Origin of the sequence: Dolichospermum sp. FACHB-1091, assembly GCF_014697585.1 — a bacterium.
Taxonomy (GTDB): Bacteria; Cyanobacteriota; Cyanobacteriia; order Cyanobacteriales; family Nostocaceae; genus Dolichospermum.
The window spans coordinates 18,584-35,633 of sequence record NZ_JACJSB010000022.1 but is presented as its reverse complement, the minus strand read 5'-3'; the positions used below and the strand labels follow the sequence as shown (position 1 = coordinate 35,633).

The following is a 17,050-nucleotide window of genomic DNA, read 5'->3' as shown; positions in this document are numbered from 1 at the left end:
CTTTACATAGGAACACGACGGATAAAACGACCAAGAGCAGAAGCACAGAGAATTTCAAATTTTTGCCATAATATTTTTGCCATTGAATACAGTTGAATAGGTGTTTGGCTATGTCGCCAATATAATTTATCAGTTATGGTGGGAGAACTACCATCTAAAGCACTGAAAAGCAATTTTTTGCGCCAAGGTTTAACATTTGGAACTGTAGCATGAGACATAATAGTACCACCAGGAATAAAATCCATTCCGTCTGGTCCAACGGTACTTAAAGGATAATTAGTCAGCATCAATGCTAAGTTTAAATAAGTCTGATCTCCATAAAGATATGGATAATGATTAAAGGTATTACCGTTATAAAGATCCTCTAAATTGGCATATCCTGCCATCTCACCCAATTCTTCTAATTTCTGCCACATTTCCAAGATAGATTTGTAGTTTTTATGAACTCCAATGAAGCCGCTATTGTAGTGATAATCTAACTCACGTTCACAAGCAAAACCATTATTTTCAGCAAATTCTTTCCATGCTAACCGTCGAGGATGGTTCGCCGAAACAAGATACCAAGAATCACCACAAAGAGCAATTCCTCGACTTACCCAATTTTCATAAAAATCCCACTCACATTTATTAACAATATCAGGATCAAAGTAAAATAATGCATCAATATCTGGGCAATAATTTTCCCATAATTGGCACATAAAATCAGGTTTATAAAAACCGAAATGCTTTGGTGTTGTTAGTTTAACAAATCGGATTTTACAACCTTCCGCCACAGAAAACTCTTGATAACCATTTTCTGTTTTCAGAGATTTAGCCCAATGGGGTAAATTTCCACGATAACCAGCCCAAAATATGCCTCGAAAACCGTGGTGATACAAGGAATTTACTAATGCACCTACACCGTAATGATAGTCTTTTTCAAATACAGTACAAATCGCTGTCTGCATGATTTTCCTTATTTTTTAATTACCTACATAATTCATGATCATAAATACGAAAACAGGAAAAAGTCATGATTTAGATAAATAATATTTGAGAATACACAACTATATATTCATCCTAGATCATAGGCTAGATCATAGGTGATTTTGTTCTTCATAAACTCCTGTTAATTTAACTGCATCTTCTAAAGGTAAACAACAGTTATTAATTAAGGAAAATTTTCCCTGCAATACATTTAATATATTAGATACAGTTTCTAAAAAGTATTGACCTATAGCAGGAAGAAAATTGGTGATCTCATATTTAACAGTTGAGCTAAACTTTATGGCTTTAATAATTCGCCCATTTTCTCCAACATACCACTGATAATCAAACAGTAATTCTGGAGAATATATTTGCATTGTAGTAAATAATCCCAAAATAAACGGACCCATAAAAATTAGCAAAAATAAGGCCAAAATCCAATCAATTACTCTTGATAATTTTCTGAAAAATTGATTACTTTTTTTTGGTAATTTACGATGTGCAGGAATGTTTATGAATATGGGTTTATCAGCTTTTTGACAAGCATCTGCCCAAATTTTTAATAGAGAATCTCCAATTTTTGGATCTATGCTTACTAGGGTAATTGGAGAATGTTTTAAGCACTCTATTAAAGAGTTTTCATTCTCTAGTGAAGCTAAATACTGTTGTGGTAATTTTCCAGAAGTTTTTACCAATAACTTTCCCCTGCGCCATTTTAATATACAGGATAGGGATCTAATATTTTCAGATTGCTCAGGTACAATAGGGTTTAGATTAGAAATGACTGAGGTTGGCATAATATTAGCAGTGATAAAGTAGTAAAAGAGTGAGTCTATCCCCCGGTAGAGAAAATTAGGATAAGTATTTTTCTGTCGTTCTCTCCACAGTAAAAACAGATATTAAATATAAGTGAAGTTCACTTTCATTGCTAACTAGTTTTTTCTGACAATATCTGTATATATCAAGATAGATAGCAAAAATTAACTAAGATAACTGGGAGTTAAGGATAATGATATTTCCTTTACCTTTGAAGATTTGGTATTTCAATCTCTAGGATATAATGTTTTTGATAAATAGATTCTGAATCAGCAAGTTCTTTATTCACTCTTTAGATAGATATTACTTTTTTCTGCAAAATATTAAGCCACGATAAAATGAATTAATTATAACCAAATAAAGTTAACCAATATTTTGTTTTTATCAAACATATTATTATTAAATATATAGAGATACTAAATAAAATAAGAGGTGAATACCTCTTTTTTCTCTACCTCTGTGTCCTCTGTAGTTCCTTCAGAAAAATCCGTTTTTTCAGCAAGCCTTACTTAGATAATTTCTTAGATAATTTATCGAGAATTTATTCAATGTAAAAACCCCCTTAAGTCCCTATTGGAATACGGGGGTTTTTGTAGAAGTCAAAGGTGAAATGATTTTGTCGTTTAAGAATGTCTTGACTAACTTGGTAGTTGCTATCGTATCGGGTTGAATGACTATCAAATATTTTAGTTTATTCTTCCATTGCTGGTTGCAATACCAACTTTTTAGGCTTCACATAAGGAACATAGGTGCTATCAGATGAAGATACACCATTAGCCACAACTCCAATCAAATTTAACTTACTCAACATCGCTGTAGCTTGATTAAGTTGGGTGCGTGTCACTTTACCAATACTTGCCATTATGATTACACTTCTGCAAGATGATGCTGTGAGCATAGCATCCACTAAACCAAGAACGGAAGGGGCATCTATGAGTACCAAATCATAATTTTCTTCAAATGCGGCCATCAATTGCTTCATGCGAGGAGAACTCAAAAGATGGGCAGGATCAGTCGGTATTGGTCCAGCGGTTAAAATGTCAATGTAAGATGAGCCAGAGTAGGGAACACTGATGTGATTAGGTAGGTTAACTTCACTTTCTAATAAAGTTGAAAGTCCTTGTTCATTAGGAAGATTTAGCTGTTTGTGCAGATTAGGATCGCGGAGGTTAGCATCAATGAGTAAGACCTTTTTATGCAGACGAGCCGCACTCATGGCTAGACCTAATGCCAAAGCTGATTTACCATCATCTGGTAATGCTGATGTCACCATTAAGGATCTCAAATCAGAGACATTATTGAGTAGTTCAATATTTTTGTAAATGAGATCAAGTGATTCCCAGCGGGGAGGAGATTGTAGTACCTGAATTGTCCAAGGAGCAAGAACTTCTGGTTTGCCAAATGGCAATTTAATCATTGATTCTCTGGGTTTAGCAGGTGGCAATTTAGCAGTTGTTCCTAATAAGGGCAGAGAAACCTGTTTTTCTAATTCAGCAGTAGTATGTACAGAATCATCAGAGGCTTCACGAATAAAGGCCGCAATACCTCCTAACATTAAACCAATTACTGCTCCTAATAATAGGTTTTGTCTGATATTAGGACCAGTTTGAACCCCTTCTTGCGGTTCTTCTACTACTTCCCAATTAAATCCACCTTTAGAAAGTTCTTGACGTAATTTTTGTTCAGATCTTAATAATTGCTCCAATCTTTCTCTGCTAAATTGTAATTGGGGAAGTATGCGATTGTAATAAGCCAATAGAGAAGGAAAACGCTTCAGATCCGTTTGTAATTGTTTCTCTTTTGCTGCTAAAGTTTGATCGCGGGCGCTGAGTGCAACTATGGTAGTTTGGGTTTCTACTAATTGACCCGTGAGATTAAGATCAATTTGTCCCAGTTGTCCCTGTTCTAGAAGATTTTCTCCAGAACTAAAAACAGGATTAATTCTTTCTCCTAAAGTTCTGCTAACTTCTGTTTGCAAAAGTTGTTTTTGACCTTGCAGTTGTTCTTGTAATTTTTGAACGCTGGGAGTATCTTCAGTGAAGCGTAAGCGTTCCTGTGCTAAAGCTAATTCTGTTTTTTGGATTTCGTTGAGTAAACCTTGGTAGCGGGTAGACTGACTCAAACGAGAAGAAACCAGAGCATTTTGTGGAGAACGGTTTAGTTGTGCTTGCAAAGATTTTTGCCTAGCTAAGGCTTCTTCATATTGAGAGCGAGTGGTTTGTCGTTCCTGTTGAACAGTATTTAAAGTTGTCTCTATGGTTTTAGCCTGACTTTCTGGATCAATTAAATTCTGATTTCTCCGAAATCGTTGTAGATTTGCTTCAGAAGCCGTTACTTCATCAGTAGCTTTTCTCAATTGATCTCTAATGACTTGTAACCCTTTTTGTAAGCGTGAATCTTGCTGTTGTTTGTTATATTCTAAATAAATTTGGCGAATGGTATTCAGAACTTTTTTAGTTTTCTCTGGATCGTTACTGCTATAATCAACCTGAAAAATTTTAGTCGCAATATTATCCTCTGTATTTTTAATCTGAGTTAATACTAAGGACTTTTTCAGATCCATAACTGTTAGGTTTGGATATTCGGATTTGAGTTGATCAACTGCTTTTTGAATCAGTCCAGAACTCTGCATTAAGTTCAATTGAGTAGCGGTATCTACCTCGACATTAGTATCGGTAAACTGACTTTCAGTGTTATCAGTTTCTTTTTTCCCTTGATAGTTAGGTTCTACTAACAATTGCATGGTGCTTTTGAAACTGGGTTCTGTTTTTAAGGCCATAATACCAGCAATAGCAGTAGAACTCAACAATACTAATAATAACCAGGGAAATCGTCGTAGAATTACAGCAAAGATTTGTCCATAACCTGGATCTGTTTCTGAAGCGGGATTTATATTTGGATTTAGACTAGTTTGAACCACTTTTATTATCCTTATTTATCTGCGATACACTACCCAAACACCTGAAAAATCAATTAACAATACACACCACTTTCTTGATCAATGATTTTCCCCACCTTACTAAAAAATGACTGTTCTGAAAAATTGCTAACCGCATGATTACGGATGTTTTCGTAATCCCAAGATATTCCGCCAGCTTCTAGTAAAGCTGCTTGTAAAGAACATGGTGTTTGTCTCTTAAAAAATACGCCTGTTTTACCTGGTATCTGAGTATCTAAGACACCACCTGCCCCATAAGCAATTACTGGTGTACCACTAGCATTTGCCTCAACTGGGACTAATCCATAATCTTCTAAAGCTGCAACAATAATTGATTTGGCTTTAGAAAATAAGTCTTTACGTTCCCTATCACTAACATGACCGAGAAATTGGATATTGGGTAATGCCCGAGCTTTTAATTTTTCTTGTTCTGGTCCATCACCTGATATTAATAAATTCCAGCCTAGCCAATTAAAAGCTTCCACTATTATATCAAGACGTTTATAACTTATCATCCGCGCCGATGCCAAGTAGTATTCCTCTTTAGTATCGGAAAAAACAAAGTTACTAGTATCAATTGGATAGTTAATAACCATAGCTTGTTTGTGATAAATATTTTGAATTCTGCTGGCAACAATGCTAGAGTTGGCAATGTAAATATCCGGCTCTTGAGAATATTTGAGGTCTATATTTCTCATGATCTTAAATACTTTTTCGATCAGAGGAGCAAAGTATCTATAGTCTCCGTATTCCCGTAAATAAGTTTCTGTATCCCATAAAAACCGGGTAACATTATGACAAAAACAAATATGTCTGGCTTGGGGTTTTTTCCGTACTGCTTTGGCAAAACTTGTGCTACTGCTAATAATCAAGTCATAGTCTTGTAGATCCAAAGACCGAAATGCTGGAAAATACAGAGGGGCTAACATCCGAAAATATTTTGTTGCACCAGGAATTTTTTGCAAAAATGTGGTATTGATAATTCTTTCCCCTAGATCAATACTCTTTTGTGCATCATATAATGAGGTGAAAATGTCGGCTTCGGGATAGCGTTTGCACAATAATTCAAATACGCGCTCTGCTCCACCGCGCTGAGTTAAGTAATCATGGACGAGAGCAATTTTCATAAGGGTTTACCTATAATTTTGTCATGGGTAATTGGTAATTACTGTTCTCTACTAATTGATTTTTATACCAATCTCTTGATAAATTTTTTGACCAATATTCCCCGGTTGTATCATCGGTTGATTATCAATTAATTTATCTTGTTTAATAGGAGTGTGAACCATAAAAAACCTCACGAATTTATGAAAATAATCCCCGCTAAAATACATCTTTCTATATCCAAGTCTTTCAGTTAGATATTTTCTCTTCCCTCCCTTTCCTCCGTGCTGGAAGTGGTTAGTTAAAAAAATAATTTTAGACTCAACAGAAGCCTCTGGAATTATACTGGAATTATATATGTAAATTCAGAGGTTAAATGAAAATATCAGGAAACCTCTGAATTATCTTGGCGCTGATTTGAAAACTATTTTGTTAATGCCAAAGTTTTCGCAGGAGCAAAATAAACTGATTGTTCAGCCCGTAATTTATCGCAAAGTCTACCTGCGGGTAATTCCACATCATCGTAAGTGAGAACTTGGTCTTTAGGAATATCGCGCTTCAAGCGACATCCTTCTGCAATACCCATTGGTAGTAAGTTTTGTTGTTGAACAATGGGGGAATTTTCACATTGTCCATAGGTCATGTAATAACCAATACCATCAAGGGTTTCTCCGGCTTGGAGGTCAATTTTGGCCGTGGTGACAACATCAACCACAGGACCTGCGATTGGTGTCAGTACAGCATCATGGAAGAGGACAGCACGGGCTACTGATAGGGGAACTTCAAAATGGCACAGGTGATAGGGGGTGTAGAAACTGTAGAGAGGTCCTTCACCTAGTTTATACAGGTTGAGATAATGACGTTGTTTGGGGTCTTCATGGGTAGCAAAAACGAATACTCCCGGACCTGGTTTAGTGCCAACTACGTAATCAACGATACCGCCTAGTTCTTGGAGTTGGTCAATATCATACATTTTGGTCATTTCATCAACGTGACCTGTATAGTCATATCCCAACATCCCCCGCTGGGCTACTTGCATCCCTGTACCATTGGCTACAATCGCTTGCTCAAAGGAAATTTTTGTACCATCAGCAAAACTTGTCACCATGGCGGGATTTTGACCCCAGCGTTGAGCGAAACCTGCTTGGGTGGTGGGGTTGCGGTAGGGGTCTTGTAAACCTTTGATATTGCCACACAGAAGGGGCTTTAAACCGATGCTTTTGACAAAACGGTAGAGATTCATCTCTACCCCCGGTTGGTCGCCGTCACAGGCGCTCAGGATGACTCCAGCGCGGTCTGCATGGACTTTGAGAATCGGTCCAATTGTGCCATCAAGTTCCGCATTCATCAAGATGATATGTTTATGATGAGCGATCGCAGACATGACCAAATGAGCCGCGTATTCAATTGTCCCGGTAACTTCAATAATTGCATCTATGCCCTCTGCTTCACATAAGAGCATAGCATCTTCCGTGATGGCATATTCATTTTGGGCTATGGCATCTTCCAAATCAGCTAAATTGGCAACAATTTTGATATTTTCAATTCCTGCTTCTAAATAAGCTCGTTTGGCTGTATCAATGTGACGATTAGAAATAGCCACTAACTCCATTCCTGGCACAGAATTGATAATTTGATTAGCAATGCCTCGACCCATAAAACCAGCGCCAATCATTGCCACTTTTACTGGTTTACCTAATGCAGCCCGTGCTTGTAAAGCCTTATCAACAATAATCATAATTAAACTCCTATCAAAATAGATTCTAGTAAAGGCCAATTCCGATCTTTATCAGACATTTCTGTAGCACTCAACGGCCAAGAAATTTCTAAAATTGGGTCGTCATAACGTAAACCTCGTTCATATCCAGGAGTGTAAAATTCACCCACTTGATATACAACTTCTGCACCATCTGTTAAAGCTTGATAACCATGAGCAAACATTTCTGGTACATAAAGAGCGCGACGATTTTCTGCACTCAGTTCTACACCAATATGCGCTAGATAAGTTGGAGATTCAGGACGCATATCAACAATTACATCATAAATAGCCCCTTGTGTGCAGCGAATTAATTTTGTTTCCGCTGCGGGGAGAGTTTGATAGTGCATTCCTCGCAATGTACCTTTTTTATAATTAAAAGAAAGGTTACATTGGGCAACTGTGGGTTTTAAACCATGAGCGATAAATTCATCAGCGCAGAAAGTCCGAGCAAAAAAGCCGCGAGAATCGGGCTTTTCTTCTAAGTCAATAATGAAAGCACCAGCAAGTTTAGTAGAGGTAAAAATCATGGCTGTTTAGAAAGTTTTTGTTGAGGATAATGGAATGGGTTTTGATTTTAGGTTTATACCTTTAATCCTAATTGTAATCCCAGTTGAGGATTTATTTTGGGAAAGGTATCATCATAATATTGTGTACAAAGTTCAGGTCGTTTAGGAGAGTTAGCCGTGTATGTGAAAAATAAGGTTGAACGCTCTTGGGTTCTGACAGTTCCGTGATGTAAAATATTTCTTACATCTGCAAAAATCACAGTTCCAGCTTTACCAGGACATGATTTCCAAGCTGATTTAGGAATGACTTTCATCATTTTATCATCGTTAATTCCTAAAAAATTAACACGCCATAATTCATAATCAACTCGATAATTATTTAATCGTTCTAGAGGATTTTTTGGTAGTCGGATATATTCAAATGGTCCATGTTCTTCAGTCACATCATTGAGATAGATAATGACTTTAATCATGCGTCTATCTTCAGAATCCTTATGCCATAGTAAAGTTTCCAATTGTTTTTCATTAGGAAAGTCTTTCCGCACATGAACACCATGAAAAGCGATAGGTAAACCTATATAATGCTCAATGATATTCTGTAGTCGGGTTTCAATTCCCCAATTAAAAAATTCCGGTAAATCTGTAACGGTATAAATTTGGGGTAATTTATATCCTGCATGAATATCTCTGGGATTTAGCATATTATCAGTACAAATATTAGCAGTAGCTAACATTTTAGAAGTAGATGAAAAGCCTAAATCTTCCAAAGATGTGATGTAAACACCTGATTTTTTGAGCGTATCAACAATCAATTTATCTGTTGAATTAATGGCAGGTAAATTTTTAGCATGATGCCGAAGTGACATTCGATAATCTAACTCAGAACTTAAAGTTGAGATTTTTTCTGGAATTTTTTGAAGCATCGTATACTTACCAATTAACACTAATCTTTATCCTCTATTGCTTCTGACTTCTAAAGTCGTTGTTCTCTCCAGTTCTGCTTCCGCTACTTTAAATTCTCTCATGGGTATTAATTCCAATGCAGCTACACTAGCTAAAGCCAAAAAAGGAACTACTGTCTTAATAGCTGATACAGGCCATCTTCTCATTGCTCCTAAAAAAACTTTCAAGTCTACTTCATGGTAGTTTTGTAAAAGCATCCGACAACAATATGCTTTAGAATAGCCAACTTGCTGAAGTTTTAAAATAACTTCGGGTATATGTTGGTATTGCATTAAAAGTGCAGACTTTGGTTGTTTTTGCCAATAACTAACACCCACAATACATTCTAAATAGATATCTTTAGTCACAATTACTTTGCCATTAGCAGCACAATAGCCGGCTAAATATGCTAGAGATATCCAATTATTACTAGCAGTTGGCCAAATTTCTAGGGCGCGTTTAATTAAATCAGCGCGATATACTGTAGCAGTTAGAAAAATTACTGCTCCTACACTTTTACTAAAACAATGTTCAAATATTGCTTTACCATCACCTTTACCATCTTCTGTATCGGCATCAAACCAGCGATTACCAACTATTTTTGGTGGATGTACTGCTTCACCAGTAATTTGATTTCGACCAGAAAAATTCAAAAACAATAATGATAAATTATCAATATTTTTAATTTTCTCCATCACATAAGTAACTGCTCTTTCCTGAATTGGATCATCATCACCAATTGTCCACACATATTTGGTTGTGGCAGCACTTAGGCAATGAAAAATATTTCGCATTACGCCTATGTTTTCAGGATTTTTATTTGATTTGAATGTGATGTTTTTGAGGATATTTTGCCATTTACTAATAATAGATTGAGTATGATCTGTAGAACAGTTATCAGAAACTAAAATTTCACACTCTGTTTCAAATCCTTTAATAGCTTTGGACAACCAAGTTAATTGTTTATCTAATAACTCGGCTCGATTGTAAGTAGGAATGGCAATAGTTAGTAATTTGTTCATAGTCTTTGATACAAAAAATATTTGAGAATGTTTATTAAGGTGGATTTGATATTTTATTTAATTGCTTAGGTGTGAGATATTTATTTCTGATTTTTTGGGACTAAAATTCAGTTTGTAGATGAATTTTACTATCAATTGCAAGTAGGTAATTATAATATTTGTGGCTAAAATCGGCCACCTTTTCAAAGCGCCGAATAATATTTTCCAATCACTAAGTTTGAAAATATTTTCTAGAATCATCCGTTGACAAAATTTAGAAGAATATCCTAAACTTAACAATTTTAGATAAATTTCTGGGATGTACACATATCGCATCATTAATGACCAACGAGGATTTTCTTCTAAGGAACTAGCGTGCATTGTACATTCCAAATAATTATCTTGAGTAACAATGATATTTCCATGAGCAGCACAAAATCCAGTCCAATAGGCTTGAGATGCTAAATTTTTATAAGAAGTAGCCCAGTTTTGTAAAGCTTGCTGTACAAGTTCAGTTTTATAAATGGTAGCTGTCATGAACAGTACCCCACCAAAACTATTCTGTAAATACCTTTGAAATACAGGTTTACTGTCAGCAATAATTTCATCACTATCACTAGTAAACCAGTGTTTTACCAAAACTTTATTTGTGTTTTTATCTCGTCCACAACAGTTGAGAAACATTAAATTTAAACTCTGATTTTGTTTAAGTTTAGTTATTACATAAGCCAGAGTTCTTTCTTGAATTGGATCATCATCACCTACAGTCCAAACATATTTACTACCAGCAGCCTGAAGACAAAAAACAATATTTGGCATTAATCCTATATTTTCCCGATTTCTATTCGCTATAAATACAGTATTATTAAAGGTAGATTGCCATTTTTTTACAGTTCCTGGTGTATTATCTGTTGAGCAATTATCAGAAATAATAATTTCACATTCTGATTCAAAACCTTTAATTGCTGTTGCTAACCAAGCTAGTTGTTTATCTAGCAATGCAGCACGATTGTAGGTAGGAATGGCAATGGTAAGTAGTTTTTGCATGATATGGTAATACCGATATGAGAAAATAGCCTGGTATATAAGAAATGTAGGTTGGGTTGACTCAAGGAAACTCAAGAAAATTATTAATCGTGTTGGGTTTTGCTGTCGCTCAAACCAACCTACAATATTTTCGGAATAAATTAATAATTTTCCTGTTTATTCCAGAAAAAATCCCGATCAATTTGTTCTGTGCGAATCAGATATTCTAATTGCTTTAATCTTGTAAAACCTCTAAATAAAAATGTATCTTCTGTCATGTCAATTTGTTTGAACAAATTAAATAGTTGTTCAGCCCCAAGTTGAGCATTCCAATCACATTTAAATCCTGGTAAAATACTGTTAATCTTCTCAAAACAAACTCGATAGCTGCGATTATCTGCACCATTATTACCAAAAGATAATTGACAACCAGGGAAAACATCAGCAACTATTTCTGCTATTTCTTTAACTCGATAATTATTCGCTGTATCACCAACGTTAAAGATTTGATTATGAATAATGTCTCTTGGTGCTTCCAAGGTACAAACAATGGCTTTACAAATATCTAAAGCGTGAACTAATGGCCGCCAAGGTGTGCCGTCACTGGTCATTTTAATTTCTTTTGTAGTCCAAGCTAACCCGGCTAAGTTGTTTAAAACTATATCAAATCGCATTCTGGGGGAAGCACCAAAAGCAGTAGCATTCCGCATGAAAGTAGGCGAAAAATCATCATCAGCTAATGGTTGAACGTCTCTTTCTACTAATGTTTTACATTCTGCGTAAGCTGTTTGCGGATTAACTGGTGATTCTTCTGTAATATCACCTTCACTAGCTACACCATAAACGCTACAAGAAGACATATAAACAAAACGACGAACACCAACTGATTTTGCCAAATTAGCTAGACGAACCGAACCTAAATGATTAATATCATAAGTAATAGTGGGGGATAACTGTCCAGTAGGATCGTTAGATAATTCTGCCATGTGAACAATGGCTTCTACCCCTTCTAAATCTTCGGGATTAATATCACGAATATCTTTATTTAGGGTTTTAGCTGTTAGGTTAGTTCCGTTATATAGCCAACCAACTTTATAAAAACCAGTATCAACACCAATAACTTCATGTCCTTTTTGCATTAATAAAGAAGGTAATAAAGAACCAAGATAACCTTCTGTTCCAGTTACTAAAATTTTCATGATTGTTAAAACTTTTGATGTGTGGAATTAACTTGTTTCTTGAAGAGTCCGCTGATAAAATTCTTTTGTAGGGTGCGTCAGACTTGATTTGTTAGTAAAGTTAGGCGATTTTTAGTATCTGACGCACCCTACTAACTTACTAAACTGTGTAAATGTGTTGGTTCTGGTATTTGCTTAACTATAGCTTTCCCAATTTCCAAGGAAGAAGTTGCAGCGGGTGAAGGTGCATTACAAACATGAATGGAATTGTCACCGTTAATGATTAAAAAGTCATCTACCAGAGAACCGTTATTCATTAATGCTTGTGCGCGAACTCCTGCATGGGTAGGAATTATATCTGCTGCTTGCACTTCGGGAATTAGTTTTTGCAAACTTTTCACAAAAGCTGCTTTACTAAAAGAACGAATTATTTCCTTAATTCCCTCATCAGCGTGTTTTGCTGCTAGTTTCCAAAACCCAGAATAAGTGATAACTTCGGCAAAATCTCGAAGGTCAAAATCGGTTTTTTTATAACCTTCACGTTTCAAACTCAAAACTGCATTTGGTCCTGCATGAACGCTGTTATCAATCATGCGGGTGAAATGCACGCCAAGAAAGGGAAAATCAGGGTTAGGAACTGGATAAATGAGAGTTTTCACCAAGTAGCGTTTTTCGGGGGTTAGTTCGTAATATTCGCCGCGAAAGGGAACGATCTTGGCTTCGGGGTTCGCCTTACCTAATTTTGCCATGCGATCGCTATGCAATCCGGCACAATTAATTATAAATCGAGTTTCAAAACTGCCACTGTTAGTTTCTAATATCTGATTTTTTCCCCTGCGGACAATTTTTAAAACTTGGGTATTGAGACGTAAATCTCCCCCTTGATTTCTAATTAATTCGGCATATTTTAAACAAACTTGTTTGTAGTTAACAATTCCTGTACTAAGTACCTGAACTCCACCAATACAACTAACATGAGGCTCAATTTCTTTAACTTCTTCTGGGCTAATTCTTTTAACAGGAATACCGTTTTCTAAACCGCGTTTGTAGAGATTTTCTAAGCGTGGTAATTCTTCTTCATTACTAGCCACAATCACCTTACCACAAACTTCATGATCAATGCCATATTTCTGGCAAAATTCTACCATAGAACGGCTACCATCACGGGAAAATTTAGCTTTAAAACTTCCCGGTTTATAGTAAATACCAGAATGAATTACACCGCTATTATTACCAGTTTGATGAAATGCCCATTGATTCTCTTTTTCTACTACTAATATTTTCCCATGGGGATAACGCTCTCCTAAAGCCATTGCGGTGGAAAGTCCAACTATTCCCCCACCAATAATCGCAAAATCATACATTAGTAATCTTTCCCTAATCCAATATCTAAAATCTCAAATTACTATTACCAAACTTGCCAAGGAGCTTTACCACTTTTCCAGAGATCCTCTAGATAGTTTTTATCTCTTAATGTGTCCATTGGTTGCCAAAAACCATGGTGTTTATAAGCCGATAATTGTTCTAAATCAGCTAACTTCTCTAATGGTTCTTTCTCCCACACAGTTGAGGTATCAGCAATAAAATCAATTACTTGTGGTTCTAGAACAAAATAACCACCATTAATCCAAGCACCATCACCTTCAGGTTTCTCTTTAAAACTAGTTATTTTAGTTTGTTCTTGTCCTAGAGAAATTGCTCCAAATCTTCCTGCTGGTTGCACTGCGCTGAGTGTTGCTAAGGTTTTTTGTTCTTGATGGAATTTAATTAATTCTGTAATATTGATATTACTTACACCATCACCATAGGTAAAACAAAAGGTTTCATTACCAATATGTTCACGAACTTGTTTTAAACGTCCACCTGTCATTGTATGATCACCTGTATTTACTAAGGTGACGCGCCAAGGTTCAGCATATCCAGAATGAACATTCATTTGATTAAATCGCATATCAAATGTCACGTCTGACATATGTAAGAAATAGTTGGCAAAATATTCTTTAATAATGTACCCTTTGTAGCCGCAACAAATGATGAAATCGTTAATACCGTGAGCAGAATAAATCTTCATAATGTGCCAGAGAATTGGCTTACCACCAACTTCAACCATGGGCTTGGGTCTGATACTGGTTTCTTCGCTTAACCTTGTACCCAAACCTCCCGCTAAAATCACTGCTTTCATATAATTGCTTGAAAGATTTGCTAATGGTTTCTAATTTCACAAATTTGAGATGAAGAGAATGCAGTATGATATGAGAGAAACTAAATAATTATTTCTTTCTCTTTGTTAGGTAGATAAACATAATTTAACCGTAAATTTCTAGAAAATGATGAAGAATAAGTAAATTAACATATTTTATCTGTAAAATCTTTATAGTAGGAATCCTCAATAATTTCTCAACAACAATATCCCCAACTTCTTAGATAAGTCGGGGATCTAAAACTATCAACATTCAAAAATCAAATAGGAATCCTGTATATCAATTATTTTGCCTCACTAGAGTTGATTTAGGTAATAAACTGTCACATTTGTCAGCTACAACAATACAAATGCTGCTCAATGCCTGTTGATAATTATCCATATCATCCCTCTCCAGGGAAACTTTTGCGGCTTTTTGTAAATCTGCAACTGCTTGGACATGCTTTTTATCATATCCATTTTCCCTATATTGTGCCAGTTCGTAGTAAGCCATACCGCGTTTGAGATAAACTTTGGCCAATCGGGGATTTATTTTTAATGCTTCTGTAAAATCAGCGATCGCTCGTTTATATTCTGCCACATAATTACTGCTATATTGAGCAATTTGATAACGAACTAGACCCCGTTGAAAGTAAGCTTCTACCTTGGATGAATTGAGTTTAATTGCTTCGGTAAAATCGGCAATTGATTTCTGATATTCCTGAAGAGAATTATTAATGTATTTGGTAATTTCAAATCTGACAATTCCCCTTCTGATATAAGCTTCAACATCATTTTTATCTATATTAATAGCAGTAGTAAAATCGGCGATCGCCTGTTTATATTCTTTCTCGGGATCCGTACTATAGTCGGCCATCATATAATAGGCATTCCCACGATTTACATAGGCCTTAACTTCTTGACGGTTTATCTTTAAGGCTTGGTTATAGTTTGCCAATGCACCTTCATAATCATTTAAATTATAGCGGGCATTACCCAAATTTACATAGCATTTAGCGTTTTGGGGATTCTTTTTGATAGCTTCGGTAAAGTTGACAACAGCCTCCTTATAATCTTGCCGTTGATAAGCAGTGTCACCAAGGCGATAGTAATCTATAAAAGAGAGATTTTTCGGTTCCAGAGTTTGATTATTTTGTTGAGATATCAAACTTTGTTGAGTATAAGAATTTTGGGAAACAAAAGGACGAGTAAATTTAATCATTAGGTCTAAATAACCCAAAATACCCAACCCCAGAACCCCCAGAATCCCACTGTAGACTTTCGAGTTTAACTTTTTAGAAGAAGGAGAATGATAAAAATGCGGACTAAATCCCCGCCGCCAACCACCGATTGGATAATTTGGTCTCGCTGGCTGGGTAATTCGTCGGTTAGGAATATGGCGCCGTTGAGATTTTGGACGAGGTTGGAGATGCTGATTACGACTAATTGCTGCTAGAGAAGGAAACGGGTCTCTTCCACCTAATCCCTCGGTCCGTTCACACCAAGGACATTTATGCAAATGATGATGATAGAGATGTTGGGGATTAGCAGCACAAGCGACCAAACTCTCTTCCGCCAAGGTCAAAGCGGACAACCAGGTTTGGGCATTAGGGCGCAACTGGGGATTGTCGTGACCATCTTCAAAACAACGTACGAATAAATCCCGCAGACTGGGATGAAGCAAATTCCAGGGAGGTGAAATAGGTGTTGGCAGGTATGGTACTTGTTTCTTTTGACTATAGGTAAAATGTCCCTCAAGAATTCTCCCTTGATAGGGCGGAGGTTCTATAGCACCTTGAAATATGCCGGAAAATGGGTGAGTTCCTTCCATTAACAACTGGAAGATCAACACTGCCAAACCAAATAAATCATGATAAATTTCCCGGTCATGGTCAGCAAAAGTTTTATTCTGTAATTCTGGAGGAGTGTATTCTGGTTTCCCTACGGCACAACGATAGACAAGATTCCCCGCCGGTTCTCGAACCTGGAAGGAGTCGGTGTCTACCAAGGTCACCAAAGCGGTATCACTAACCAGAATATTCGACTCATTCACATCACCAATGCAGTATTGGCTAGAGTGCAAGGCGGCAAAGGCGGCGGCCAGATTGCGGGCAGTCCGCATTAAATACTGATAATTGAATAATGGGCAATGTTGTCGGCGAGTCCCCGGATTGTAAAAATCCATGATTGGCCGCATTCCCCTAATTCGTGGCATGATAAAGCCAACAATCCTGCCACTACCATCTGCAGCTTCTAACAATTCCCGTGGCCAAGCGATGGAAATATGCCCTAAATTTGCTGTAGGATTGACGGGGGGATTGGCAAGCATGGACTGGAGTTTTTCGCCATGAGGGATTGTTGGTTTATGATAGATTTTAGCTACCAAATGTTCATCTGATGGCACTGCATAGATACAAGCTTCACCACCATGTCCCACACTGACAGAGAGCTTGAGAATTTCTCGGTTGGGAAGACGACGTAGTACCTGCATGGAAAATTTAAAAATATGTAAGTAGGTTGGCGTTAAAAATTGTCGTTATGACAAGGGAACTCTTAACTCTTAACAGGGAAGAGGTTTTGGGCAACTTTACTTTTCGTTACTTATGTCGGTTTTTTTCCGTTCACCTACTTAGAG

General features: G+C 36.5%; 13 protein-coding genes. All 13 read right to left on the bottom strand.

The window, feature by feature from the left end; translation table 11 throughout:
• Positions 1-2: 2 nt before the first annotated feature.
• The 13 genes from H6G25_RS14585 to H6G25_RS14525 all read right to left on the bottom strand — a co-directional run bounded on the left by H6G25_RS14585 (position 3) and on the right by H6G25_RS14525 (position 16,906).
• Positions 3-947, bottom strand: coding sequence for a hypothetical protein (locus H6G25_RS14585; RefSeq protein WP_190393110.1), 945 nt, complete (start codon positions 945-947; stop codon positions 3-5).
• 129 nt (positions 948-1,076) lie between these two features.
• Positions 1,077-1,763 (bottom strand): heterocyst development glycosyltransferase HepC, encoded by a 687-nt coding sequence (hepC, locus tag H6G25_RS14580; protein ID WP_190393109.1) that lies wholly within the window; start codon positions 1,761-1,763, stop codon positions 1,077-1,079.
• 710 nt (positions 1,764-2,473) lie between these two features.
• Complete coding sequence (locus H6G25_RS14575) at positions 2,474-4,702, bottom strand: polysaccharide biosynthesis tyrosine autokinase (RefSeq protein ID WP_190393108.1); 2,229 nt, start codon at positions 4,700-4,702, stop codon at positions 2,474-2,476.
• Positions 4,703-4,755: 53 nt separating this feature from the next.
• Positions 4,756-5,847, bottom strand: a complete 1,092-nt coding sequence (locus H6G25_RS14570; RefSeq protein WP_190393107.1) for a glycosyltransferase — start codon at positions 5,845-5,847, stop codon at positions 4,756-4,758.
• A 401-nt stretch (positions 5,848-6,248) separates the two neighbouring features.
• Entirely contained in the window at positions 6,249-7,562 is a 1,314-nt protein-coding gene (locus tag H6G25_RS14565) for a Gfo/Idh/MocA family oxidoreductase (RefSeq protein ID WP_190393106.1), read from the bottom strand.
• Positions 7,563-7,564: 2 nt separating this feature from the next.
• Positions 7,565-8,110, bottom strand: coding sequence for a dTDP-4-dehydrorhamnose 3,5-epimerase (gene rfbC, locus H6G25_RS14560; RefSeq protein ID WP_190393105.1), 546 nt, complete (start codon positions 8,108-8,110; stop codon positions 7,565-7,567).
• A 53-nt stretch (positions 8,111-8,163) separates the two neighbouring features.
• Entirely contained in the window at positions 8,164-9,012 is an 849-nt protein-coding gene (locus H6G25_RS14555) for a phytanoyl-CoA dioxygenase (protein WP_190393104.1), read from the bottom strand.
• A 27-nt stretch (positions 9,013-9,039) separates the two neighbouring features.
• Positions 9,040-10,053 carry a glycosyltransferase family 2 protein gene (locus tag H6G25_RS14550; RefSeq protein WP_190393103.1) on the bottom strand — a complete coding sequence of 338 codons (1,014 nt, stop codon included), beginning with the start codon at positions 10,051-10,053 and terminating at the stop codon, positions 9,040-9,042.
• Positions 10,054-10,110: 57 nt separating this feature from the next.
• Entirely contained in the window at positions 10,111-11,079 is a 969-nt protein-coding gene (locus H6G25_RS14545; protein WP_190393102.1) for a glycosyltransferase, read from the bottom strand.
• Between the two features lie 140 nt (positions 11,080-11,219).
• Positions 11,220-12,257 carry an SDR family oxidoreductase gene (locus tag H6G25_RS14540; protein WP_190393101.1) on the bottom strand — a complete coding sequence of 346 codons (1,038 nt, stop codon included), beginning with the start codon at positions 12,255-12,257 and terminating at the stop codon, positions 11,220-11,222.
• 131 nt (positions 12,258-12,388) lie between these two features.
• Complete coding sequence (lhgO, locus tag H6G25_RS14535; RefSeq protein ID WP_190393100.1) at positions 12,389-13,600, bottom strand: L-2-hydroxyglutarate oxidase; 1,212 nt, start codon at positions 13,598-13,600, stop codon at positions 12,389-12,391.
• A gap of 44 nt (positions 13,601-13,644) precedes the next feature.
• Positions 13,645-14,418 (bottom strand): glucose-1-phosphate cytidylyltransferase, encoded by a 774-nt coding sequence (gene rfbF / locus H6G25_RS14530; protein ID WP_190393099.1) that lies wholly within the window; start codon positions 14,416-14,418, stop codon positions 13,645-13,647.
• A gap of 298 nt (positions 14,419-14,716) precedes the next feature.
• On the bottom strand, positions 14,717-16,906 hold the full coding sequence (locus tag H6G25_RS14525; RefSeq protein ID WP_190393098.1) for a tetratricopeptide repeat protein: 2,190 nt from the start codon (positions 16,904-16,906) through the stop codon (positions 14,717-14,719).
• Between the last annotated feature and the right edge of the window lie 144 nt (positions 16,907-17,050).

Excerpts from the sequence above, each read along its gene's own strand:
- H6G25_RS14585 (WP_190393110.1), bottom strand. The coding sequence starts at position 947 with ATGCAGACAGCGATTTGTACTGTATTTGAAAAAGACTATCATTACGGT.
- hepC (WP_190393109.1), bottom strand. The coding sequence starts at position 1,763 with ATGCCAACCTCAGTCATTTCTAATCTAAACCCTATTGTACCTGAGCAA.
- H6G25_RS14570 (WP_190393107.1), bottom strand. The coding sequence starts at position 5,847 with ATGAAAATTGCTCTCGTCCATGATTACTTAACTCAGCGCGGTGGAGCA.
- H6G25_RS14565 (WP_190393106.1), bottom strand. The coding sequence starts at position 7,562 with ATGATTATTGTTGATAAGGCTTTACAAGCACGGGCTGCATTAGGTAAA.
- rfbC (WP_190393105.1), bottom strand. The coding sequence starts at position 8,110 with ATGATTTTTACCTCTACTAAACTTGCTGGTGCTTTCATTATTGACTTA.
- H6G25_RS14555 (WP_190393104.1), bottom strand. The coding sequence starts at position 9,012 with ATGCTTCAAAAAATTCCAGAAAAAATCTCAACTTTAAGTTCTGAGTTA.
- H6G25_RS14550 (WP_190393103.1), bottom strand. The coding sequence starts at position 10,053 with ATGAACAAATTACTAACTATTGCCATTCCTACTTACAATCGAGCCGAG.
- H6G25_RS14545 (WP_190393102.1), bottom strand. The coding sequence starts at position 11,079 with ATGCAAAAACTACTTACCATTGCCATTCCTACCTACAATCGTGCTGCA.
- H6G25_RS14540 (WP_190393101.1), bottom strand. The coding sequence starts at position 12,257 with ATGAAAATTTTAGTAACTGGAACAGAAGGTTATCTTGGTTCTTTATTA.
- lhgO (WP_190393100.1), bottom strand. The coding sequence starts at position 13,600 with ATGTATGATTTTGCGATTATTGGTGGGGGAATAGTTGGACTTTCCACC.
- rfbF (WP_190393099.1), bottom strand. The coding sequence starts at position 14,418 with ATGAAAGCAGTGATTTTAGCGGGAGGTTTGGGTACAAGGTTAAGCGAA.
- H6G25_RS14525 (WP_190393098.1), bottom strand. The coding sequence starts at position 16,906 with ATGCAGGTACTACGTCGTCTTCCCAACCGAGAAATTCTCAAGCTCTCT.